Annotated in this window: 1 protein-coding gene and 1 pseudogene; both read right to left on the reverse strand. The window is 74.4% G+C overall.

The window, feature by feature from the left end; all coding sequences use genetic code 11:
- Positions 1–22: 22 nt before the first annotated feature.
- Positions 23–3,247 (reverse strand): ACP S-malonyltransferase, encoded by a 3,225-nt coding sequence (gene fabD / locus ACZ516_RS28990; RefSeq protein WP_469012410.1) that lies wholly within the window; start codon positions 3,245–3,247, stop codon positions 23–25.
- Positions 3,244–25,056, reverse strand: a pseudogene (locus ACZ516_RS28995) (amino acid adenylation domain-containing protein); the annotation flags it as partial. The pseudogene ACZ516_RS28995 and the gene fabD, both read right to left, overlap by 4 nt.
- Position 25,057 lies beyond the last annotated feature (1 nt).

Genomic DNA, 25,057 nt, shown 5'->3' on the forward strand with positions numbered 1-25,057 from the left:
TAGCTTTCCTTCCTCCGTCTCTCTAGATCTTTTGTGCCGGTCGCAGGGCCCGCAGCCGGGCCGTGACGTGGGCGGCGGCGCCGTCCATGAGGTGGTCGGCGACGGCCTCGACGGTGCGGGCCCGCCACGGCTGCAGGCTGGTCCCCGCGACCGCCTGGTTGAAGGCGCCCATCGCCGGTCCGCAGTGCACCAGGTAGTCCACGGTGGCCTGCCGGTCGCCCGTCACCGCGAGGCGCAGGCCGCGCCGGAAGTAGGCGCGGAACACTTCGGCCAGTTCCGCCTTGGGGTCGGGGCCCGCCGCCGTCGCCCCCGGGTCCTCGCCTCCCAGGTAGCGGTCGAAGACCTGCTTCCTTGTGGGGGCGTCGAGTTCGGCGAGGGAGGCGTGGCGGCGCCACAGGTCGTGCAGCCTGGACGCCCTGGCCGGGAAGAACTGGCCGCGCTTCAAGTAGCGCGCCTGGACGCCGTGTTCGAACAGCTCGCTCCAGGGCGCGGTGTCCACGTCGTACTCCTGGGCCTCCTGCAGCAGGTCCTTGACGGCGGCGCTGGTGGCCGCCTCCACCGAGCACTGGTTGACGGAGCCGGTCAGCACGAAGTCGGCGCCCATCAGGAAGGCCGCGGCGGCCGCCTCCGGGGTGCCGATGCCGCCCGCGCATCCCACGTGCACCCGGTGGCCCGGCAGGGCCGCCTCGTCCCGGAGCCGCAGAACCGCCGGGAGCAGGGAGAGCGGGTTCGCCGTGCCGGCGAGCCAGCCGCCGTCCGCCTCGACGCACAGGTCGTCCGCCATGGGGCGCCGGGCCGCAGTGGCGGCCTCCTGCTGCGTCACCGATCCCTTGGCGAGCAGCGTCGCGACGTGCTGGTGCGGCGGCGGCGCGAGGAAGGCCGCGGCGAGGTCGGTCCTGGACACCTTCGCGAGGATCCGGCCGCCCTTGAGCCGGTAGCGGACCAGCTCCTCGGTGACGAAGGGGTAGCCGGACGCCTCGACCAGGCCGACCCCGTGCCGCAGCAGCGCGTCGACGAGCGGGGCCTCCCGCTCCGGTGCCCGGTGGGGGTAGAGCAGGTTCACGCCGTGGCCGTGCGGGCCGAGGTCCTCGGCCAGTCCGTGCAACTGCCGCTCCACCTCGTCGTCCTGGAGCCCGCCGATGCCGAGAAAGCCGAGCAGGCCCGCCTTCGACGCCGCGCGCACCAGCTCCCGCCCGGACACCCCGCCGTACATCGACCCCACGACGTAGGAGCGCCGCAGCCCGTACCGTTCGCGGAAGCCGTGGGCGCCGAGCGATCCGGCGTCGATCCCCGCCGGCTCGCCCTCGTCGGCGGGCGTCCGGGTCGCGGCCGGCATCTGCGCCGTCGGCCGGTCGTCCCGCGGGGTCAGCGGTTCCGCGGCGTCCCTGATGCGCGTCACCAGCTTCGTCAGGACCCTGCCCGGCCCCAGCTCCGTGAACTCGAAGTCCCCGTACGCCATCAAGGTGCGCACCGTGTCGGTCCACCTGACCGACGAGGCGATCTGCGACACCAGGCGCTCCCTGACCGTGTCGGCCGTGTACGGCCGGGCATCGACGTTGGCGAGGATGGGGATCTTCGGCGGGTGCAGGGTGACCCCGTCGAGGAACCGGCCGAACTCCTCCGCCGCCGGGCGCATGTACCGCGAGTGCAGCGGGGCGCTGACGTGCAGCCGGACCGTGCGGGCACCGACGGCCTCGAAGGCGGGGCAGGCCGTGTCGATCAGCTCGTCGGGCCCGGAGACGACGAACTGGTCCATGGCGTTGTAGTTGGCCAGGTCGAGGCCACCGAGGTCCGATTCCGCGAGGACGCGCGTGACGGTCGCCTCGTCGACGCCGACGACCGCGGCCATCGCCCCGCCTCCCGCGGCGGCCATGAGCTCACCGCGCCGCCGCACCAGGCGAAGTCCGGTCGCGAAGTCGAAGACCCCCGCGGCGAACAGCGCCACGTATTCGCCGAGGCTGTGCCCGATCACGTGGTCCGGCGGTACCGGGTCGTCGGCGAGCCGCTCCAGATAGGACAGTGCGCCGACGACATAGAGGGCGGGCTGGGTGAACTCGGTGCGGCCGAGCCGTCGGTGCGGGTCACTGACGCACAGTTCCTCGATCGAGTAGCCGAGCACGTCGTCGGCGATCGCTGTCTGTTCGGGGAAGCGAGCGAACAACTCCTTGCCCATGCCGCGGCGTTGGGATCCCTGGCCCGGGAATCCGTAGACCTTCATTCCCTGCACCTTCCGTGGTGTCGTCGGGGCGGCGTGCGTGCGGACCTCGGCCAGCAGGTCGGTGTCCTTGGCGAACTGGCTGAGCAGCGGCAGGGATCGGGCGCCCGTACCCGCCGGGAGCAGGGCGCGGACGAAGTTGTGGAGGCTGCCCGACGGACCGAGGTCCAGATAGAGGAAGTCCCCGCGGCTCCGCAGGCCGGCCATGGCGCGCTCGAAGTCGATCGTGCGCCGCGCGGCGTGCCAGAAGTGCTCCGGGGTGACGTCCTGCACAATTTCCCCGGTCGCGCAGGAGACCCAGGGGACGCGCGGCCGTGCGAGCACCACGCCCTCGAAGCTGTCGCGGCACGCCCCGATGACCGGGTCGAGGAGCCGGGAGTGGAAGGCGTACTCGACGGGCAGCCGCAGGTGCAGCACGTCGGCCGCTCGCAAGGCCGCCTCGGCGGCTGCCAGTTCCGCCTCCCCGCCCGCGACCACGAAGTTGCCCGGGTAGTTGCGGGCCGCGACCTCGCAGGCGCCCAGCTCGGGCACCGTCTCCATGACCTCGGGCCCGGCCAGCACGGCGAGCATGCCGCCGCGGGGGCTGCCGACCATGATGCCGGCCTGCCGGACGAGCACGCGCAGGCAGTCGTCCGCGGACAGGCTGCCCGCGACGACGGCCGCCGCGTACTCGCCGAGGCTGGAGCCGAGCACGTAGTCGGGCTCGATGCCCTCGGCGCGCAGGGCCTCCGTGAGGGCCAGCTCGATCATGACGATGGCGGGGTGGGTGATCCTGGTGTCGTCGAGCGGGTGGTTCCTGGGCTTGGCGGGGTCGAAGACGCGGTCGACGACCGACTCGCCCAGGTGCCCACGGACCACGGCGTCCAGGCGCAGCAGCGTGGTGCGGAAGACCTCGTTGGCGTCGAAGAGCTCCTTGCCCATGCCGTAGTACTGGGAGCCCTGGCCGGAGAACATGAACACCACGGGAAGCCGTGGCTCCGCGCTCTTGGGCGGCTCGCTCGCCAGTGGCTCGCTCGCCAGTCGCTCGTTCATCGGTAGCTCTCCCAGAACAGGCCGCCGGCCGGGGCCGCGGGCTCGGCGGTGCCTCTGATGACGGTCCTCCGGTTCAATTCGGGTTCGGGCAGCGGTCGCCTGGTCGGAAGCGGGGCCCCGGGCGCGGGGGCGAGCAGCAGGTGCGCGTTGGTCCCGCCGTCGGCGAAGCAGTTGAGCGCGGCGACGCCCGCGTCCCCGGGCCAGGGGCCAGACGCCCGGGGGAAGTACAGCGCGGAGGCGGCCACGTCGAAGTGGTCGAGCGGCTCCTGCCCGGAGCGGAACGGCACCTGCTCCCGGTGGTGCAGCATCAGCACCACCTTGATGAACGCCGCGATCCCCTCGGCCGTCAGCGGGTGGCCGATGTTCGGCTTGACCGAGCCGAGTGCCACGGGGCGCGTGGAACCGGCCCGGTAGACCGCCTGCACCGCCTTGAGTTCGAGCAGATCGGTGACGGTCGTGCCGGAGCCGTTGGCCTCCACCCAGCCGACGTCCTCGGTCCCCACGCCGCTCTGCGCGAGCGCCGTGGCCATGACCTCCTTCTGCGCCTGGAGGTTGGGGGTGGCCGGGCCCGCGGTCCTGCCGTCGTTGTTGATCGCGATGCCCTTGAGGACCGCGAGCACCCGGTCCCCGTCGGCCTGCGCCCGTGCCAGCGGCTTGAGCACGACGACGCCGACGCCCTCACCGAGGATCAGCCCGGCCGCCCTGCGGTCGAAGAGGTGGAACTCCTTGCCCGGGTTGAGCAGTCCGCGTCGGCCGAACAGGTCGTACGGCTTGTCGTCGGCGAGCAGGCTGACGCCGGCGACAACGGCCGACTCGATGTCGCCCGCGCGCAGCGCCCGCGCGGCCATGTCCATCGCCACCAGGGCCGATGAGCAGGCGGTGTCGACGACCAGGCTCGGGCCGCGGAAGTCGAAGAACTGCGAGATGTTCGCGGCCAGGTAGTTCTGGCCGGTGATCACCACGGGGTTCTGCGCCCGCGCCAGTCGCGCCTCGTCCGGCATGTGCGCCGCACGCCCTCCGACGTAGATGCCGACCCGGCGGCCCTTCAGCTCCGCCGGGCGGTAACCGGCGTGGTGCACCGCGCTGTTCACCTCTTCGAGGAGCAGCAGCGCCTGCGGATCCATCGCGGCGACGTCGCCCTCCGACAGCAGGAAGGCCTCCGGGTCGAAGCGGAGTACGTCGGGCAGCAGCCCCGCGTGGTGGTCCACCGGCTTGCCGAAGCGCTCCCGCGGTACGGGACGCAGCGCCGAACGCCCCTGGCGCAGCAGCTCCCAGTAGGCGTCGCCGGACGGGGCGTCGGGGAACCTGCAGGACAGGCCGACCACCGCTATGTCCGCCCCGGTGGACGTCGGTCGCGCGACGGCCGGGTCGGCCGCTTCGAGGACGACGGCTCGGGCGGCCGGTGCCTCGGTGGCCTGCGGTGCCGCGGGTGCCGGGGCGTCGGACGGGGCGGGGCCGAAGGCGGCGAGCAGGTCGTCCGGGTGCTCGTCGGCGAGGTAGGCGGCGAACTCGTCCGCGGTCGGGTGCTCGAACAGCGCGGACGGGTCGAGGGACACGTCGAGCTGCTTGCCGAGGGTCTGGACGAGCTGGGTGACCAGGATGGAGTCGATGCCGTAGTCGTGCACCGGCACGTTCCCGGCGAGCCGCGCCCGGTCGAAGCGCAGCTCCAGCGCGAGCCGGTCCAGGAGCCAGGAGGCCGCCGCGCCGGCCGCCTCCTTGAGCGCTGCGGGGGTCCCGGAGGGCGAGGCGTCGTCCGCCACCGCGGCGTGCCCGGAGGCTGCGGCCGCAGCGGTGACGGGCTCCGGAGTGACAGGTTCCGGAGTCAGGCGGCGATCGGTCAACCGCTCCGGGCGCCAGTCCGCGTCCGGCCGCACCACGGCGGGCACGACCACCCGCGCGCCGCTCGCCAACGCCCGGTCGAGCAGGCGCAGTCCCTGCTCGTCCTTGAGCGTCGCGAGACCGGACGACTGGTACGCGGCGCTGCGCGCCGGGCCCATGCCGGTGTCCTGCCAGCTCGGCCACGCCACGCTGACCAGCGGAAGCCCGTACGGGCGGGCCTCGGCGACCGTGTCCAGGTAGGCGTTGGCCATGGCGTAGTCGCTCTGCCCGACGGCGAGCGCGGGTACGGCCGCGGCGACGGAGGAGTACACGACGAACAGGCTCAGCGGTTCGCCGCGGAAGCACTCCACGAGCGTGTCGAGGCCGAAGACCTTGGGGCCGATCACGCGTTCGACGCCGCTCCATGGCTTGCGCACGAAGGCGGGGTTGTCGGTGTCCACCGCTCCGGCGCTGTGGATCACTCCGCCGATCGGGCCGAGCCGGCGCCGGACGTCCGCCACCGCCGCGGCAGTGGCCTCCTTGTCGTCCAGCGGCACGGCGAGGACCTCGATCTCCACGCCCCGGCCGGTCAGTTCGGCCAGCGGGCGCAGCTTGCGGCCCAGCGCGTCGTCCGCCGCGATGTGCGCGACCCAGCGCTCTGGGGACGGCAGCGCCTCGCGGCCCGTGAGGACCAGCTTGCGGACGCCGTACCGCTCGACGAAGTGCCGCGCGGTCAGCAGGCCGAGCCCGCGCGTGCCCCCGGTCACCCACAGCACATGCCCGTCGGGAAAGCGCGCCGCGTGCTCCGGTGCGCCGGGCAGCTCGCGCAGCACCGCGCGGTGCCGCACGCCGTCGCGGTAGGCGATCTCGCCGGGCTGCGCCTCACCGCCGATCTCGTCGGCGACTCGGCGGCACAGCGCGTCGTCCGTGCACACGCCCACGGCGACGTGACGTGAGGTCACGTGGCGGTACTCGCTCTGCAGCATGCGGTAGAGCCCGGTGCGGGCCGCGCCGCCGTGGACCGCCGCCCCCGTGTCGCGGGAGACCAGCAGGGCGACCAGTCCACCCCTGCTCCGGTCGACCGTGTGCTGCAGCCAGGCCAGCCAGGTGCGCAGCGCGGAACGGTCCATGGCCGCACCGGATCCGGCGGACCCGTCGGGCTCTGCGCAGCCCGCCAGATCGATCACCCCGTCGAATCGGTCCCAGCGGGTGCCGGGGTCGGCGAGGTCGGCGGCGAGGCGCTCGAGGGTGAGCACCTCCGCCGCGGGCAGGGTGGCGGCCAGGCGGCCGGCGAGCGCCTCGGTGCCCGGCGCGGCGAGGACGGCAATCGGCCCGACCCGGCCGGCGCGTGCCGGCAGTTGGGCAGGCACCCAATGGGTGGCCAGCAGCACCCCTTCCTCGGCAGAGGCGGGGAAGGCGGCGGAGGCAGGGGAGGCATCGGCGGGCGAGGCAGCAAAGGCACCGGAGGGCAGGGGTTCGGAAGCCAAGTCCTGCTCCAGCTTCGCCAGTTCGGCGTCCGCCGCCGCCAGCCAGACCCGCTCGCCCCCGAAGGGGTAACCGGGCAGCGGCACCCGCCGGGGCGGCACTCCCCCGTGCAGGACGGACCAGTCGACCGGCCGGCCCGACGTCCAGGCGACCGCGCAGACGGCGGGATCGGTCGACGGGGCGCCGGCCGGAGCGGGCCTGCGCGGGTCGACCACTCCGGTCCAGCTGCCGACGGGCACCTCGCCCACAGCGAACTCGTCGAGGCGCGCGGCCAGTTCGGCCAGGGTGTCGAAGCGGACGGCAAGGCGGTGTGCCATGGCCTCGCGCCCCGACTGGAGCGTCCACGCGACGTCCTGCGGGGTCGCTCCGGCACCCTCGGCGCGCAGATGCGCGGCGAGCCTGCGCGCCTGCTCCACGAGCCGGTCGCCCTCGCGGGCGGAGAGCACGGCGAGTTGGGTCTCCGCCGGGGTGGTCGACGTCCGCTGTGCCTCGGGGAACTCCTGCAGGATGACGTGCGCGTTGGTCCCGCCCGCCCCGAAGGAGCTCACGCCCGCGGTCCTCGGCCGCTCGGTCCCGTCGGCCAGCACGCGGCGCGGCCACGGCGCCAGTTCGCGCTGGACCTCGAACGGGGTCGCCGCGAAGTCGACGTTCGGGTTGAGGTCGTCCGCGTGCAGCGAGGGGGCCAGCTCGCCGTGGCGCATCTGCAGCAGCACCTTGGTGACGGCCGCGATGCCGGCCGCCGACTCGGCGTGTCCGATGCCGGACTTGACCGAGCCGATCGGCAGCCGCTCCGGCATGTCGTCCTGGAAGGCCCGGAGCATGCCGTTGATCTCCACCGGGTCACCGAGCGCGGTGCCGGTGCCGTGCGCCTCCACGTAGTCCAGGTCCGCGGGGCGCATCCCCGCCCGGTCGAGCGCGGCCCGCACCAGGTCGCCCTGTGCCTTGGGGTTGGGGACGTTGAAGCCGCGACCCGTTCCGCCGTGGTTGACGGCGGACGCCTTGACCACCGCGAGGATGCGGTCGCCGTCGGCCACCGCGGCGTCGAGGCGCTTGAGGAGCACCGCGCCCGAGCCCTCGGCGGGGACGTATCCCGTGCCGCCGGTGCCGAAACTGCGGCAGCGGCCATCCTCGGCGAGGAAGCCACGCCAGGCCAGCTGCAGGTACTTCGCCGGGTGGCTGGAGATGTTGACGCCGCCCGCGACCGCGACCTCGCAGTCACCGGAGCGGATGGCCTGGCAGGCCTGGTGGATGGTGACCAGGGCGGAGGAGCACATCGTGTCCACGGCGACGCTGGGCCCCGAGAAGTCGAAGAAGTACGACACCCGGTTGGCGACCGAGGCGAACGACGAGTGCGGGGGCAGCCCTTCGCCGCGCAGCGCGTCCTGGACCCCGTACAGCTGGTACTGGCCGTACATCATGCCGACGAACACACCGGTGCGGGAGGCCCGCAGCTGGTCGCGGGTGTAGCCGGCGTCCTCCATGAGGTGCCACACCGTCTCCAGGAACACCCGCTCCTGGGGGTCGGTGAGTTCGGCCTCGATCTGTGACATGCGGAAGAAGAGCGGATCGAAGCGGTCGGCGCCCCGGACGAAGCCGCCCCACTTGCCGTACGTCTTGCCGGGGACCGACTTGTCCGGGTCGTAGAACCGGTCGTGGTTCCAGCGGTCGGCCGGTATCTCCTCGATGCTGTCGCGTCCCGCGCGCAGGTTGCGCCAGAACTCGTCCACGTCGTCGGCCTGCGGGTAGCGCCCCGCGACACCGATGATCGCGATGTCGTCGCCCGAGTCGGCGGCCGGGACGGTTTCCGGGGCCGCCGCCGTGTCGCTCACGGTGGCGAGGGCGAGGTCCTGGAGCCGCGTGGGCCCGGAGGTCCGGGCGGCGGGCGCGGTGAACGCCTCGGGGTGCGAGGCGGCCAGATGGTCCGCCAGTTCGCCGACGGTCACGTACTCGAAGAGCAGGGTCTTCGAGAGCGGGCCGCAGTGCTCTTCCAGGCGCCGGGTCACGCTCAGCGTGATCAGGGAGTCCACACCGTAGTGGTCGAGGGGCTCCGTGACGGCGATCTCCGCCTCCGGTAGCTTCAGTTCCTCCGCCATGATCTGGAGCACCAGGCGCTCGGCGCGGGCGTACGTGTCCTCGCCCACCTGCTGCGACGCGGCGGCGTGGACCGGGGGTGCGGCCTTCACCGGGGCCTGGCCCGGTGTGCCGTTCAGCTCGGCCAGCACCCGCGCCGGGTCGCCGGGCGCCAGCAGCAGACGCGGCGCCGTGCCCGCCAGGGCGCGGTCGAGCGCGTCGAGGGCCGGTCCGGTGCGCAGCGGGCGCATGCCCAGCTCCCTGGCCATGTACTGGGTGCCGGCCGCGTCGGCCCGCATGCCGCCGTCGGCCCAGACAGGCCAGGCGGCGGCGAGGGTGCGGCCGCGCCGCGCGCCCTTATGACGCTGCCGCTCGCGCTGCTCGGCGAAGTGGTCGAGGAAGGCGTTGGCGTAGGCGTAGTCGGTCTGTCCGACATTCCCGAACGCGGCCGCCCCGGAGGAGAACGCCACGAAGTAGTCGAGGGGCTCGTGCCGCGTCGCCTCGTCGAGGAGCACCGTGCCATGCACCTTGGCGGCGAGGACGGCCTCCGTGTCCGCCCGGTCCCTGCCGAGCAGCAGGCCGTCCCTGAGGACCCCGGCCGCGTGCAGCACGCCGCTCACCGAGCCGTGCAGGCGGCGGGCCTCGTCGATCAGGCTCCGCACCCCCGCGGCGTCGGCGACGTCGGCCCGCACCACGTGCGCGCCGACGGCCGCGATCCTCGCCAGGGCCTCGGAGCCGGGAGCGGTCCGGGAGGCGAGGACGATCCCGCCCGCGGTCTGTCCGGCGGCGCGGCGCGCGGCGGCGATGTGTTCGGCCACGAGCAGCCCGAGCGCGCCGGTGCCGCCGGTGATCACATGCGCTCCCGGCCCGGTGAACAGCGGGGACCCGGCGGCCCCCAGGCCCACCTGGCGCCAGGCGCGCCGGTGCCGACCCGCCGCGTCGACGCGCACCTCCGCTTCGCCCGCGGCGCCGAGCTCGGCGAGGACCGCGTCGGCGAGGGAGCGGCCGTCCGCGACGGCCAGTACGCCGAAGTCGACCGCGGGCAGCTCCCTGCGCACCGAGCGCGCGAAGGCGCCCATCGCCGGGTGCGCCGGTGAGACGGCCGGGTCGCGGTGGACGTACAGGTAGCGCAGCGCGCCGCGGCGCTCCCGCTGCCATGCCTGGAGGAACGCCGTCGCCGCGTGGAAGCCGTGCTCCACCGCGCTGCCGGGCCCGGCGTCGGGCCCGGCCAGGTGCACCACGTGGACGGGGCCCGCGACCCGGGCGGCGGCGAGCGCCTCGTCGACGCCGAAGCCGGTGCCCAGGGCGACGCGCAGGGCGTCGGCGCCCGCGTCCGTCAGGGCGGTGAGCAACGCGTGTCCCTCGGTGCCCGCGTCCAGCAGCAGCACGGTGGCGTCCGTCTCGCGCGGGACCCGCGGATCGGGCTCCCAGGCCGGTTCGTACGCGGAAACCGTGTCGGTCACCGACGCCGCGGCCGGGGCCGTGGTGCGCGCCATGCCCTGCGCGGGGACCTCCCGCAGGGTGAACGTGTCGATCGTGGCGAGGACTTCGCCGCTCCCGTCCACAAGCGCGATGTCGAAGGCGAGTGTTCCGGGTGCGGCGGGGTGGGCCGAGGGGGTGGCGTGGGCGTGGACGCGCTCCGGCAGTGCGGCGTACAGCCGGACGGCGCCCAGCGAGAACGGCAGGTAAGGGAGCGGCCGTGCGGGGTCGTCCGCGCCGGGCGCGAGCCTGCTCGCCGTCTGCAGGGCGGCGTCGAACAGCGACGGGTGGAAGACGTAGTCGTCCGCGTCCGCGCGGCGCGGTTCGGGAAGCCGCAGCGACGCCAGCGCCTCGCGCTCGCCCAGGGCGATGTGCTCGATCACCTGGAAGCTCGGGCCGTAGTCGAAGCCGAACCGGGAGTACAGCGCGTAGCACTCGGCGCCGTCGAGGACGCGCGGGGAGCGCGAGCGCGCCGCCGCCAGGTCGACGGGGGCGGGGCGCTCGCCCGCGGTGCTGAGCAGCAGGGTGCCCTGGGCGTGCGCGGGGGATCCGTCGCCCGCGGTGCGTATCTCGAAGGACGGTCCTGTGCGGTCGCCGGTGACCTCGACCGTGAGGCGGTGCTCACCGCCGTCGGCGGGGAGGCGGACCGGGCTCGCCCAGACGAGGCCGTCGACCCCGCGGACCGGTGCCCCGAACGCCGACTCCCCCGCCAGGCGGGCCATTTCGAGGTAGGCGACACCCGCGAGGACGAGGTCACCGCCGACGACGTGGTCGCGCAGGAAGAACTCCCGGCCCGTGAGCGTCTTCTCGTACGCCGTGCCTCCGGACGCGGAGCCCGTGGCGTCGCGCGCGTCGAGCAGGGTCGGGTGCAGCCGGGCGGCGCGCTGTGGCCGTGCCGCCGCGGGGGCGGTTTCCGGGGTGGTGAACCAGTGCCTGGTGCGGGCGAACGGATACGTCGGCAGATGGACGCGGCGTCGCCGCGTTCCCTGGTGCAGGGCCGCCCAGTCGACCTCGGCTCCGGCGAGCCACGCGTCGGCGAGGGCGGTCAGGTCGCCGGTCGCGGTGGCCGGGGCCGGCCGCCGCTCGGCCTGTCCGCCGCGCACCGCGGACGGCCGCCCCGCGAGGTGCGCGGCCAGTTCGGCGCGGAGCGCGGCCGTTCCTCGCGCCACCACGGCGAGCCGGTGCGTCATCGCGTCGCGGCCCGTCTGCAGGGTGTACGCGAGGTCGCCCGCGGGCACGTCCTGGTCCGCCAGGTGGTCGGCGAGTCGCTCGGCGGTGTGCCGCAATGCCTCGGGGGTGCGGGCGGAGAGCACGTACAACTGCTCGACGGCCGCGGTGTCCTTGGCGCCGGTGTCCGGCATGTGGGGTTCCTCCAGGACGATGTGCGCGTTGGCCCCGCCGAAGCCGAAGGAGCTGACTCCGGCGCGGCGCGGCAGGCCGTTCCCCGCGCTGTCGCGGGGCTTCGGCCAGGGCCGTGCCGTGGTGGCGATCTCGAACGGGCCCCCGTCGAGTTCCAGATAGGGGTTCTGCTCCCGCAGGTGCAGTCCGGCGGGGATGGTGCCGTGCCGCAGCGCGAGGACGGCCTTGAACAGGCCCGCGATGCCGGCGGCGGCCTCCAGGTGACCGATGTTGGTCTTCACGGAGCCGATCACGCAGCCGGGCGCCGCGGTCGTGCCTCGCTCCGCGCGCAGCCTGCGGAAGGCGGTGCTCAGGCCCTGGGTCTCGATCGGGTCGCCGAGGGCGGTGCCGGTGCCGTGCGTCTCGATGTAGCCGACGGTCTCCGGCGCCACGTCGGCGGCGCGGTAGGCCTCGACGAGCAGATCGGCCTGGGCGTCCGGACTGGGGGCGGTGAGCGAGGTGGTGCGGCCGCCGTGGTTGGCGGCGACCGCCTTGATCACCGCGTGGACGGCGTCGCCGTCCAGGTCCGCGCGGTCGGCCGGCTTGAGCAGCACCACGCCGACGCCCTCGCCGCGCACGTAACCGTCGGCCCGGCTGTCGAAGGTCTTGCAGCGGCCGTCGGAGCTCAGCATCTCGCCCTGGTCGAGCACGTCGTACACCCGCGGTGAGAGGATCAGGTTGACCCCGCCCGCGATGGCCAGGTCGCAGGTGCCGGCACGGAGTGCGGTGACGGCCTGGTGGACGGCGGTCAGCGAGCCGGAGCAGGCCGTGTCCACGGCCATGCTGGGACCGCGCAGGTCGAGGAGGTACGACACCCGGTTCGGGATGACCGACAGGGCGCCGCCGGTCGCGGTGTGGGCCTGCGGGGCGACCCCGGCGTCGCGCTGCGCCTGGAGGTAGTCGGCGCCCGCGACGCCGATGAACACGCCGACCCGCTTGCCCGCGAGGTCGGAGGGACGGTAGCCGGCGTCCTCGACGGCCGACCACACCGCTTCGAGCAGCAGCCGCTGCTGGGGGTCCATCAGCTCCGCCTCGCGCGGGGAGATCCCGAAGAAGGCGGCGTCGAAGCGGTCCACGTCCGGCAGGAAGCCGCCCCAGCGTTTGCGGGCACCCGCCTCGCGCGGGCCCCAGCGGTCCTCGGGCACCTCGGTCACCAGGTCGTCCCCGGCGCTCAAGTGGTGCCAGAATTCCTCGAGGTCGGCCGAGCCCGGCAGCCGCCCCGCCATGCCGATGACCGCGACGTCACCGCCGCGCGGGCGCTCGACCGATGCCTCGGCCCCGGCCTCGGCCGGCCGCGCCTCGACGGCGGGAGCGACCGCGGCCACGGCGGACGTGAACCGCCCGGCCAGCTCGCCGGGATACTCCTGCCACAGGTGCTCGGCGAGCGCGGCCAGCGTGCCCCGGCGGTAGAACAGCGTCGGCTGGACCTCGATACCGTACGTCCTGCGCAGTTCGGCGCTGAGCGCGGTGAAGCTCACCGAGTTCATTCCCACCTCGCCGAGCGGGGTGTGCGGGCCGATCTCCTCGGGGCGCACCCCGGCCAGCCGGCCGACCGCCTCGGCCAGTTCGGCCGTCAGGGCATGGACGCGCCCTTCCGCGCCGCCGCCGGCCGCGGCGGGCTCCGGACGCCCGGCGCCGCGGACGCCGAAGCGGGTCCGCAGCTCGGCCAGGGGAAGGGCGGCCAGCGTGGTCCGGTCGACCTTTTCGTTGAGCGTGTGCGGGAAGCCGGTCACGCGGACCAGCACGTCCGGGACCATGTGGGCCGGCAGCCAGGCCGCCAGCTGCTCCCTGGTCGGCTCGGCGGTCCCGTCGGAAAGGACGTAGCAGGCGAGCAGCGAGCGGTCGCCGCCGCCCTGGCCGCGGGCCACCACGACCGCCTCGCGCACGCCGTCGACGCGCCGCAGGGTCGACTCGATCTCCTCCAGCTCCACCCGGAAGCCGCGCACCTTCACCTGGGAGTCGATCCGGCCCAGGTAGTCGATGCGCCCGTCGGCCCGCCGACGCACGAGGTCGCCCGTGCGGTACATCCGCGCCTCGGTCCCGGCCGCGAACGGATCGGGCAGGAAGCGCTCGGCGGTCAGTTCGGGGCGGCCCAGGTAGCCGTCGGCCACGCCGTCGCCGCCGATGTAGAGCTCGCCGGGCACGCCGGTCGGGACCGGCCTGCGGGAGCCGTCCAGGACGTACAGCGAGGTGTTGTCGATCGGGGCGCCGATGGTGACGCGCTCGCCGCTGCGGAGCCGGCTCACCGCCGACCAGATGGTGGTCTCGGTGGGGCCGTAGAGGTTCCACACCGCCCTGTTGCCTGCCAGCAGCGCCTCGGCGGTGTCGCCGGGCAGTGCCTCACCGCCGCACAGCACGGTGAGTTCGGGGTCGCCCTGCCAGCCGGCGGCCAACAGCATGCTCCAGGTCGCCGGGGTGGCCTGCATGACCGTGGCCGAGCCGCGCTCGACGGCCTGGCGCAGCCGCAGCCCGTCCTGGGCGACCTCGGTGGGCAGGACGTCCACCGTGCCGCCGGTGATCAGCGGCAGATAGAGCTCCAGGCCGGAGATGTCGAAGCACACGGTGGTCAGGGCCAACAGTGTGTCCGCCGGGCCGAATCCGGGCTCGCGCGCCATCGACCAGCAGAAGTTGGTCAGCGCGCGGTGCGGGACGCGGACACCCTTGGGGCGGCCGGTCGATCCCGAGGTGTAGATGACGTACGCGGCGTCCGAGGGTCCGGCCGGTCCCGGCGAGGGCAGCGCGGGCGGCTCCTGGCCCCCGTCGATCAGGAGCCGGGGCGCCGAACCGCCCCAGGCCGCCCCGACCGAGGAATGCGTGAGCATCAGGTGGAGTCCCGCGTCACCCGCCATGTAGGCGAGGCGCTCCTGCGGGTACGCCGGGTCGAACGGCACGTACGTACCGCCCGCGGCCTGCACGGCGAGCAGCGCCACCGGCAGGTCGGCGTCGCGCGGGAGCAGCACGCCCACGGTGCGGCCGCGGCCGACGCCCGCGGCGGTGAGGCGGGCGGCCAGGGCCGTCACGCGCTCCCCGAGAGCGCGGTAGGTCAGCTCCGTTCCGCCGTGGCGGACGGCGACCGCCTCCGGCCTCGCCTGGATCTGACGGCGTACCAGCTCCCAGACGAGGGTGTCGGACGGGTAGTCGACGGCGGCGGGCGGCGCGAGGTGCGCGCGCTCGTCGGCGGTCAGCATGTCGAGGTCGCCGACCGCGCGGCCGGGCGCGGCGACCGCGGCCGACAGGAGGGTGACGAAGTGGTCACCGAGCCGCTCCACCGTGGCGGCGTCGAACAGGTCCGGGTTGTACTTGAGCGTGTACCGGCAGCCTTCGGGCTGGTCGACCAGGTCGAGGGTGAGGTCGAACTCGCCCTCCTGGTGCACCCCTTCGACCCTGCCGCGCACCACGCCGTCCTCCGGCATGTCGCGCGCCCAGTTGTGGAAGTAGAAGGCCGCGTTGAACAGCGCGTCGGCGGCGGCGCCGGGGTTCTCTCCGCGCACCTCGTCGGCGAGCGTGATCAGCGGGTACGCGCTGTGTTCGAGTGCGCCGAGGACCATCTGGTGGATCCGGCGGACCAGATCGCGGAAGGCCTCCGTGCCGTCGACCTTCTCGGCCAGGACCACCATGTTCATGAAGTAGCCGAGCACGTCGTCATAGCCGTTGGCCGGGCGGCCGGCCGTCGGCGTGCCGACGGCAATGTCCTCCTGGTCGCTGTAGCGGTGGAGCAGCGCGAAGTAGGTCGCGAGCATGACACTGGACAGCGAGGTGCGGGCCGCCGCGGCGAGCGCGCGGGCCTGCTCGGTGACGTCGGCGGGGACGCGGCCGCCGACGCTCGCGCCGCGGAAGGTGGGCACGGGCGGGCGCGGCCGGTCCAGCGGCAGGGGCACGGCGGTGCGGCGGTCCCGCAGCCGGTCGAGCCAGTAGGAGCGCAGACGCTCCGCCCGTGGGCTCGCGAGGAGTTCGCGCTGCTGGGCGCAGAAGTCGGCGAAGGTGCGCGCGGGCCGCTCGGTGGGCAGGGGGCGTCCTTCGCGCAGCGCGCGGTAGCCGCGCTCGACCTCCGTGAGCAGCAGCGGGATGGACAGTCCGTCGAGCACCAGGTGGTGCACGGTGAGCAGCAGCGCCTGGCGGCCGTCGCCGAGGGTGTAGAGGGTGGCGCGCAGAAGCGGTCCTTCGGCCAGGTCGAACGGCTCCCGCAGCTCGGCGTGGATCCGGTCCCGTAGGTCACTGTCCGCGACGGAGGTCAAAAAGACCTGCCGGAAGGGCAGTTCCGGCTCGGTGGCGATCCGGGCGAACGGCCCGCTCTCGCCCTCGCGCACGCTCGCGCGCAGTTCCTCGTGCCGGTCGAGCAGGTCCTGCAGGACGACCCGCAGCGTCAGCACGTCGACGTGGTCGTCGAGCCAGAAGGCCAGTGGCAGGTTGTAGGCGCAGTTGCCGGGTGCGATCTGCTCGATCACCCACAGCGCTCGCTGGCCCTCCGACAGCGGATGGTCGGCGAGGTGGGTGTCGCGCCGGGGGCGCAGGACGGCTCGGGCCGCGGCGCGCACGGCGGGCGTCACGTCGACGGCACGCACCGGCTGGGCCGCGGGCGCCCGCTCGGACGTGCGGGTCACCTCGGATGCCTGGACCGGCTCGGACGTGTGCGCCGCCTCCGGCGTGCGGACCGTCACGGATACGGGCGCGGCGGGCTCGACCGTGTGCGTCGTGACGGGCTCGCTCACGCGTTCGGCCGCGGCCTGCGACGCCGCCTCGGCCGCCGCCTGCGAAACCGCGTCGGCCAGCCAGTGGGACCGCAGGTGCTCCGAGAGCTCGACCAGCGTCGGCCGCGCGAAGAACTCCTCGAGGGGCACGTTGACACCGAAGGCGTCCTCCACCACAGCCACGATCTTCATGCCGCTGAGCGAGTCGAAGCCGTAGTCGACCAGAGGCCGCTCCGGGTCGATGCGTTCGTCCAACTTCAATACGCTCTTCAGCAGCTCACCGAGGCGGGCGGTGACCGTGTCCCCGGCGTCCCGCACGTCCGGCCGCGCGAGGGCCGTCACGGCCGCCGGCGCGGTGGCCGCCGGTGCCGCGTCCTCGCGTACACCCGGATTCCGGGCGACCAGCACGTGCTGGCCCAGTTCGACGCCCTCGGCGCCCAGGGCCCTGACGTCCGTGTAGCCCTCCTCCTCGAGCAGCGTGATCCAGCTGTCCGGCGCGGCGAGGGGCGAGTTGGGGATACGGAGCTCACCGTCCTGGAAGGCCCACCAGCCCTCCATGACGCCGCCGCCCAGGGTCAGGTACGGGCGGATGGAGGTCAGTTCGTTGAGCACCAGGAGCCCGCCGGGCCTGAGCAGGTCCTTCATCATGCGCAGGGTGGTCCGCAGGTTCCTTGTGGCGTGGACCACGTTGGTGGCGAGGACCGCGTCGACCGAACCCGGCGGGAAGTCCTGTTCGGCGAGACCGCGTTCCAGGTTGAGCAGCTGGAAGCGTACGAACGGGTACTGCGCGGCGAACCGCTCGCGGCCGTAGTCCAGGAAACGCGGGGAGATGTCCGTGAAGGTGTAGCCCACGCGGTCCGGGTGGCCGGCCAGCGCCGGGATCACCCGCTCGCTGGTGGCACCCGTTCCCGCACCCAGCTCCACCACCTGGAAGGAGCCGCTGCCCGTCAACTGCGGCGGCCGGGAGTCCAGATGGGAGCGGACCGTGTCGGCGACGAGCACGTTGAAGAAGTCGGTGAGCGGGTTGCCCTTGTACAGGTCCTGCACCAGCTCCATCGAGGAGTCGGGGAACATGACCTCGGTCCCGACCACCTCGCCGCGCAGCAGCTTCGGGTAGGACCGCAGGAACTGCCGGTTGAGCCGTGCCGTCGGCGCGATGTCCGGGTAGCGGGTGGCGACGTCCTCGAAGTCGGCCTCCCAGCGGTCCGCGGCCGTGGCCCCGTCCGCCCCGTCGACCGCGCCGGTGGCGGTGAACCACTCGCCCTCGCGGGTCAGGAACCCCTTGGCGGCGAGGAGGTCGAGGATCGCCTCGTGCAGCCTGCTGAACTTGTCCCGGATGCCGAGGTCGGTGCGCAGGTCCTCGCTCCGGTGCCGGTCACCGGGGCGCAGGAAAGCACCCATGCGCTGGTAGACGCCGAGCAGTCCAAGGACCGAGGCCGAGTCCAACCGATCGTATCCGGTGCGGACTTGGGTGATGGCGGGGTCGATGTCGGCATTCCCTTCGGGCACGGGCAACGCGGGGGCGGTGGCCTGTGGTACGGACGTGGCGGCGTGCGGCACGGATACGCCGACCTGCGGCTGGGGGATCCACAGGCGCCTGCGGGCGAACGGGTAACCGGGCAGCTCGATCCTGCGTGCTGCCGGAGGCGTGATCTGCGACCAGTCGACGACCGCACCCGCCACCCAGCGCTCGGCGACGGCCGTCAGATCGCGGCGCGTCACGGCCTGTTGCAGCGCGACGGCCTCGTCGTCGGAGAGCCGCGTCGCCGAACGGGGGGCCCGTCCGGTGGTGACGGTGTCCGCGGCGCCCTCGCCCGCCGCGTACGCGGTGAGCAGCCCGGCCGCTTCGGCGACCGATGTCGCGGGCAGCGCGAGTCGGAACTCGTGCGCGGTGCGGCCCGTCTGGAGGGTGTGGGCGACATCGGCGAGCCGGAGGTCCGCCGCAACGGCATCCGCCGCCACGGTGTCCGCGGCGACCACCGCGCTCGGCACGAGATCGGCGACCGCGTCGGCGACCGCCCCGATCGTGTCCGCCGTCAGGGCAGCGTCGGGCAGCGGGTCGACGCCCAGCTCCCGCGCGAGCAGCGCGTGGTAGCGGGCGCGTTCGGTCACGCCGAAGCCGCAGTCCACGAGGTCGGTCGCAAGGTCGAACGTGTCCTCGGCCACCCCGGCGACCTCGGCGGCGAGGCGCAGGCCGATGCGGCCGGCGGCCGCCACCGCCTCCCGCGGCTCCAGCGCCCCGTCCGTCCTTGCCGGCAGGCGCGGAGCCCCGCCGGTCAGGAAGGCGGCGAGGTCCGCCGCGTACGTCCGCAGCCGCTCCTCGTCCTTCGCGGAGAGGACGAGCAGTTGTTCCTGTCCGTCGTCCGCCACGGGCTCCGGCGTGTCGGCCGCGCCGGCCGGCAGGTGCTCCTCCACGACCACGCAGGCGTTGGAGCCGCCCGCGCCGAAGGAGCTGATGACGGCGCGCAGCGGCAGCTCGCGGGGTGTCCCGTCCGCTTTGGGCCGCGCCTGCCGCTCCCAGGGCTCGCGGGTCTGCTGCACCTGGAACGGCGTGGTGTCGAAGTCGATCTCCGGGTTGCGCTCCGCGGAGTGCAGCGACGGCACCAGGGTGCGGTGGCGCAGCTGGAGCAGGACCTTCGTCAGCCCCGCGATGCCGGCCGCCGCCTCCAGGTGGCCGATGTTGGTCTTCACCGAACCGACCGCGACCGCGGGCCTGTCCGTGCCGTGCGCCGGGTCCCTCCGGCCGCCGAAGACGTCGACCAGCCCGGCGATCTCGATCGGGTCGCCGAGCAGCGTGCCGGTGCCGTGGGCCTCGACGTAGCCGACGGTGTCGGCGTCCACTCCCGCCCGGTCGAGCGCACCGCGGACCACGGCGGCCTGGGCGGTGGCGCTCGGTACGGTGTAACCGCCCGCGTCGCCGACCGCGTTGACGGCGGAGCCGCGGATCACGCCGAGGACGCGGTCCCCGTCGGCGAGCGCCGCGGCCAGCGGCTTGAGCAGGACGGCTCCCACGCCCTCGCCGTCGACGAAGCCGTCGGCGCCCGCCCCGAACGCCTTGAGCCGGTCGTCGTGGGAGAGCATCCCCGCCTGGGCGAGGCCGCGCAGGTGCTTGGGGTGCAGGATCAGGTTGACGCCGCCCGCGATGGCGGCGGAGCACTCCCCCGTGGCGATGGACCGGCAGGCCAGATGGAGCGCGGTCAGGGACGACGAGCACGCGGTGTCCACGGCCATGCTCGGGCCGGTGAAGTTGAAGGAGTGAGAGACCCGGTTGGCGATCGACCAGTGCCGGGAGTGCGCCTCGGTCGGCACGCCGAGCGCGTTGGCCGCGCCGCTCATCCACTCGTAGTCGCTGCCCATCACGCCGACGAACACGCCGACGGGGCCCCGTGCGGCGAGCGTGGCGGCCGGGCATCCGGCGTCGTCCAGGGTCGCGGCCGCGGTCTGCAGGAACAGGCGTTCCTGAGGGTCCATCGCCTCGGCGTCGGCGGGCGAGATCTGGAAGAACAGCGGGTCGAACGCGTCGACGTCGTCGATGAATCCGGCCCACTTGCTGTACGCGGCCGTCGCCCCCGTGGGATCGAAGTGGGCGCCCGCGTCCCAGCGTTCGGCGGGCACCTCGCGGATGCAGTGGCGGGCCGCGGCGAGGTTGTCCCACAGCTCGCCGACCGTCTCGGCCAGCGGGTAGCGCCCCGCGACGCCGACGACGGCGATGCGGTCGTCCGCGCGCTCCTCGGGCCCGGGCTCATCGGTGGTGGGAGCGGGCGCGGCCTGGCCGTCGGACAGCTTGCCGGTGAGGAACCTGGCGAGGGCGCGGGCCGTGCGGTGCTCGAAGACCATGGTCGCGGGCAGCCGCAGCTTGGTGCGGGCGCTGAGCTTGTTCCGCAGCTCCAGGGCGGTCAGCGAGGTGAAGCCCAGGCGCAGCAACTCGGCGTCGGGGTCGATCTCCTCGGCCGATCCGTACTTGAGCGCGGCGGCGACCTCGCGCCGCACCAGTTCGGCGACGACGTCCTCGCGCTCGGCCGCGGGGACCGCCCGCAGCCCGTCGCCCTCACCCGCGGCGCCGGTGTCGGCCGGTGCGCCGGCGGTGGGCCTGGGGCGGCGTGGCGCCGGGGCGCGCAGCAGCGGCGGCAGCGTGCCCTCGGCGGAGCGCGCCGCCGTGCGGTCGAGGCGGACGGGGACGAGGTGGGCCCGGTCGGCGCCGAGCGCGGCGTCGAGCAGGGCGAGGCCATCGTCGGTGGCCAGCGGCAGGACGCCGGCGTCCCCGAGCCGCGCCAGGTCGTCCTCGTCGAGGCGGCCGGTGAGGGCGCTGCGCTCCGCCCACAGGCCCCATCCGAGCGAGAGCGCGGGCAGGCCCTGGGCGCGGCGGTGCTGCGCCAGCGCGTCCAGGAAGGCGTTGGCGGCGGCGTAGTTGCCCTGTCCCGCGGTGCCCAGGGTGGCGGCGACCGAGGAGAACAGCACGAAGGAGGTGAGCTCCAGGTCGCGGGTCAGCTCGTGCAGGTGCCAGGCGCCGTCGGCCTTCGCCGCGAGGACGGAGTCCAGGCGCTCGGGTGACAGCGAGCCGATCACTCCGTCGTCGAGGGCGCCTGCGGCGTGCACGACGGCCCGCAGCGGGCGCTCGCGCGGGATGGCGGCGAGGAGTTCGGCGAGCGCGTCGCGGTCGCGGATGTCGCATGCCGCCGACGTCGCCCTCGCGCCGAGCGCGGTCAGTTCTCCGGCGAGCTCGGGGGCACCCCGACGGCTGACGAGCAGCAGGTCGCGTGAGCCGTGTTCGGCGACCAGGTGGCGCGCCACGAGGCCGCCCAGGGTGCCCGACGCGCCGGTGATCAGTACGGTGCCTTCGGCGGGCAGCGCCACAGCCGCGGTCCCGGCGCCCTGCTTCGCGCGCACCAGCCTCGGGGCGCGCATCTCGCTCCCGCGCAGGGCGAGTTGGGGCTCATCCGCGGCCAGCAGGGTCGGCAGAAGTCCAAGGAGGCCGCCGGTAGCCGCCGCACCGTCCGCACCGTCGGAGTCGAGGGCGAGGTCGGAGTCGATGTCGACCAGCACGATCCGGTCCGGGTTCTCGGTCTGCGCCGAGCGCACCAGGCCCCACACAGCGGCAGCGGCGGGGTCCGCCTCCTCGGCGGTTCCGGTACCGGTCACCACGGCGGAGCGGGTCACCACGACCAGGCGCCCCTCGTCGCCGTCCTCGTCGGCGAGCCGGGCCTGCAACCCGGCGAGGACCGCGGAGGTCATCTCCCGTACTCTGTCAGGCTGTTCGCCGTCGACGGCGGGGCAGAGCAGCACGGTGGCCCGAGCGGCGTCGCCGGCGCGGGAGACGTCCGGGCGCACGGGCACCCAGTCGACGCCGAACAGCGAGCCCCGGCCCGCGTCGAGGCTCATGCCGTCGAGCGGACGCAGCGTCAGGGAGTCCGCCGTCAGGACGCCGCGACCCGTCCCGTCGGAGATCCGCAGGGCCACGGCGTCCCCCTCCAGGGGCGTGAGCCGTGCCCGCAGGGCGGACAGGTCGGCCGCCGCTTCCGTGTCGAGCCAGCGGACTCCGGTGAAGGAGAACGGCATGGCGGGGGTGGTCCTGAGGTCCAGGGAGTGCAGGGCGGCGTCCAGCAGGGCGGGCCGCACCGGCTCGGGCAGGGACACCTCGGCGTACAGCTCTTCGCCGTGCCGCCACAGGGACCGCAGGCCCCGGAATCCGGGCCCGTACTCAAGACCCTGCTCGGCCAGATCCGCGTACCAGGTGGAGAGGTCCACGCGCTCGGCGCCGACGGGCGGCCACGGCACCGGGTCCTCCGCGGCGCCGTCCTGCGACTCGGCGTCGAGCAGCGCACCGGTGGCGTGCAACTGCCAGTCGTAATCGGCGGTGCGGGCGTGCAGGCGCAGCGGGCGGATGCCGTCACCGTCAGCCGGGCCCGCGACGACCTGGACCTCGACCTCACCCAGCTCGGGAATCAACAGGGGCGCCTGGAACGTCAGTTCGTCCACCGCTCCGCCGGCGTGCAGCGCCATCTCAAGGAGCGCGGTGCCGGGTACGACCATCTGGCCCCGCACGCGGTGGTCGGCCAGCCACGGGTGGGTGCGCAGGGAGAGGCGACCGGTCACAACCGTCTGGCCGCCCTCCGCCAGCTCCACGGGGGCGTCGAGGAGCGGCCGCGGCGGCCGCAGCCAGTAGGACGTGGACTCGAAGGCGTAGGTGGGCAGGTCCACGACGCGCGCGCCGGTGCCCTCGAAGGAGGGTCGCCAGTCCACGGGGACGCCGTGGGCGTGCAGACGGGCCATGGACAGGTGGATCTGCCGGGTGGAGTCCTCGTCGCGGCGCAGCGATCCGACCACCAGGGCCTGGCAGTCGGCGTCCTGCGCCGTCTCCTCGACGCCGAGCGCCAGGACCGGGTGCGGGCTGCACTCGACGAACGTGCGGTGCCCGTCGGCGAGGAGGCCGTCGACGACGGGGGCGAAGCGGACGGTGGTGCGCAGATTCTCGTACCAGTACGCGGCGTCGAGCCCCGAGGTGTCCAATACCTCCCCGGTGACGGTGGAGTGGAAGGGGATGTCGCCCCGCTGCGGGCTGAGACCCGCCAGGTCATCCAGGATCCGCTCGCGGAGCCGCTCGACGTGCGCGGAGTGCGAGGCGTAGTCGACCGGGACACGACGGGCCCGTATCTCCTCGGTCCCGCAGTGCGCGAGCAGCTCGTCCAGGGCTGCGACGTCGCCCGAAACCACTGTGGAGCGCGCTCCGTTGACGGCGGCGACGAAGACCCGTCCGTCCCAGGGCTCCAGCAGGGCGCGGGTGGCGTCCGGCGACAGGGCGAGGGACACCATGCCGCCCTCGCCCGTAATCTCCAGGAGGGCGCGGGAGCGCAGGGCGACCACGCGGGCGCCGTCTTCCAGCGAGAGGGCCCCGGCCGCGCAGGCGGCGGCGATCTCGCCCTGGGAGTGACCCACGACGGCGGACGGCACGAGTCCCGCCGCGCGCCACACCTCGGCCAGCGAGACCATGACGGCCCACAGCGCGGGCTGGACCACGTCGACGCGCTCCAGCGCCGCGGCGTCGTCCAGGACGTCCCGCAGCGACCAGTCGACCAGGCCGCTCAGGGCCTGCTCACACGCGTCCATCCGCGCGGCGAACACCGGGGACGACTCGCGCAGGCCGCGGGCCATCCCGGCCCACTGGGACCCCTGGCCGGGAAAGACCCACACCACGCCGGACTCGGGGGCAAGGGTGCCTTCCACGACTGCGGGCGCCGCATCGCCCGCGGCCAGGGCGCCGAGCCCGTCCAGGAGTTCGGCGCGGTCGGCGGCGACGACGACCCCGCGGTGGTCCAGCGCGGCACGGGTCGTCACGGTGGAGAACCCGACGTCGGCGGGGCTCAGCTCCGGGCGGGCCTGGAGCCACTCCCGCAGCCGGTCCGCCTGGCGGCGCAGCGCGGCTTCGGAGCCGCCCGACACGACCACCGGGACCACGGCCGGGACACGGGTCCCGGGCGCGGCGCCGGCCGCACCACCGCGCGCCGCCGTCTCTTCGGCGGGCGCCTGCTCGATGATCACGTGCGCGTTGGTGCCGCTGGCCCCGAACGCCGAGACACCGGCCCGGCGGGGGCGGCCGGTCTCCGGCCACGGCCGCTGCTCGGTCAGCAGCTCCACCGCGCCCGAGCGCCAGTCCACGTGCCGCGAGGGACGCTCCACGTGCAGCGTGCGCGGCAGCACGCCGTGCCGCAGCGCGAGCACCGTCTTGATCACGCCCGCCACGCCCGCGGCGGCCTGCGTGTGGCCGATGTTCGACTTCAACGAGGCGAGCCACAAGGGCTGATCGGCGTCGCGGCCCTGCCCGTACGTGGCCAGGAGCGCCTGCGCCTCGATGGGGTCACCGAGCGTGGTGCCCGTGCCGTGCGCCTCCACCGCGTCCACGTCGGAGGGGGTGAGCCGGGCGTCGGCCAGCGCCTGCCGGATGACCCGCTCCTGGGAGGGGCCGTTGGGCGCCGTGAGTCCGCTGGAGGCGCCGTCCTGGTTGACCGCCGAGCCGCGCAGCACGGCGAGGACCTGGTGGCCGTTGCGCCGCGCGTCCGACAGCCGCTCCAGGACGAGCACACCGACGCCCTCGGACCAGCCCGTGCCGTCGGCCGCGTCCGAGAACGCCTTGCACCGGCCGTCCGCCGAGAGGCCGCGCTGGCGCGAGAACTCCACGAAGGTGGTCGGGGTGGACATCACCGCGACACCGCCGGCCAGGGCCAGGGAGCTCTCGCCCGACCGCAGCGAGGCCGCCGCCAGGTGCAGCGACACCAGCGACGACGAGCACGCCGTGTCCACCGTCACCGCAGGCCCCTCAAAGCCGAACGTGTACGAGACGCGCCCGGACGCCACGCTCGGCAGGCTGCCGGTCAGCAACTGCCCCTCGAAGCCGCCCGTGTCCTGCCCGAGCCGCGAGGCGTAGTCGCTGTACATGACGCCCGCGAAGACGCCGGTACGGCTGCCGCGCAGCGAGGACGGGGCGATGCCCGCGCGCTCCAGCGCCTCCCAGGACGCCTGGAGCAGCAGCCGCTGCTGCGGGTCTGCCGCCATGGCCTCCCGGGGGGACATCCCGAAGAAACCGGCGTCGAACTCCGCGGCCTCGTAGAGGAATCCGCCCTGGCGCGTGTAGCTGGTGCCGGTCTGCTCCGGGTCCGGGTCGTACAGGCCCTCCAGGTCCCAGCCGCGGTTCGCGGGGAACTCCGACACGGCGTCCACGCCGTCGACGGCCAGCCGGAACAGCTCGTCGGGCGACGTGGCGCCGCCGGGGAACCGGCACGCCATGCCCACGATCGCGACCGGCTCGTGGCTCGAAGGGCCCGACTCCGCCTCGGCCAGCCTCCGGCGAGTGTCACGCAGCTCGGCGGTGACCCGCTTG

The organism is Streptomyces sp. NPDC034037 (assembly GCF_055575715.1).

Coding starts and splice junctions, on each gene's coding strand:
- fabD (WP_469012410.1), bottom strand. CDS start 3,247: ATGAACGAGCGACTGGCGAGCGAGCCACTGGCGAGCGAGCCGCCCAAG.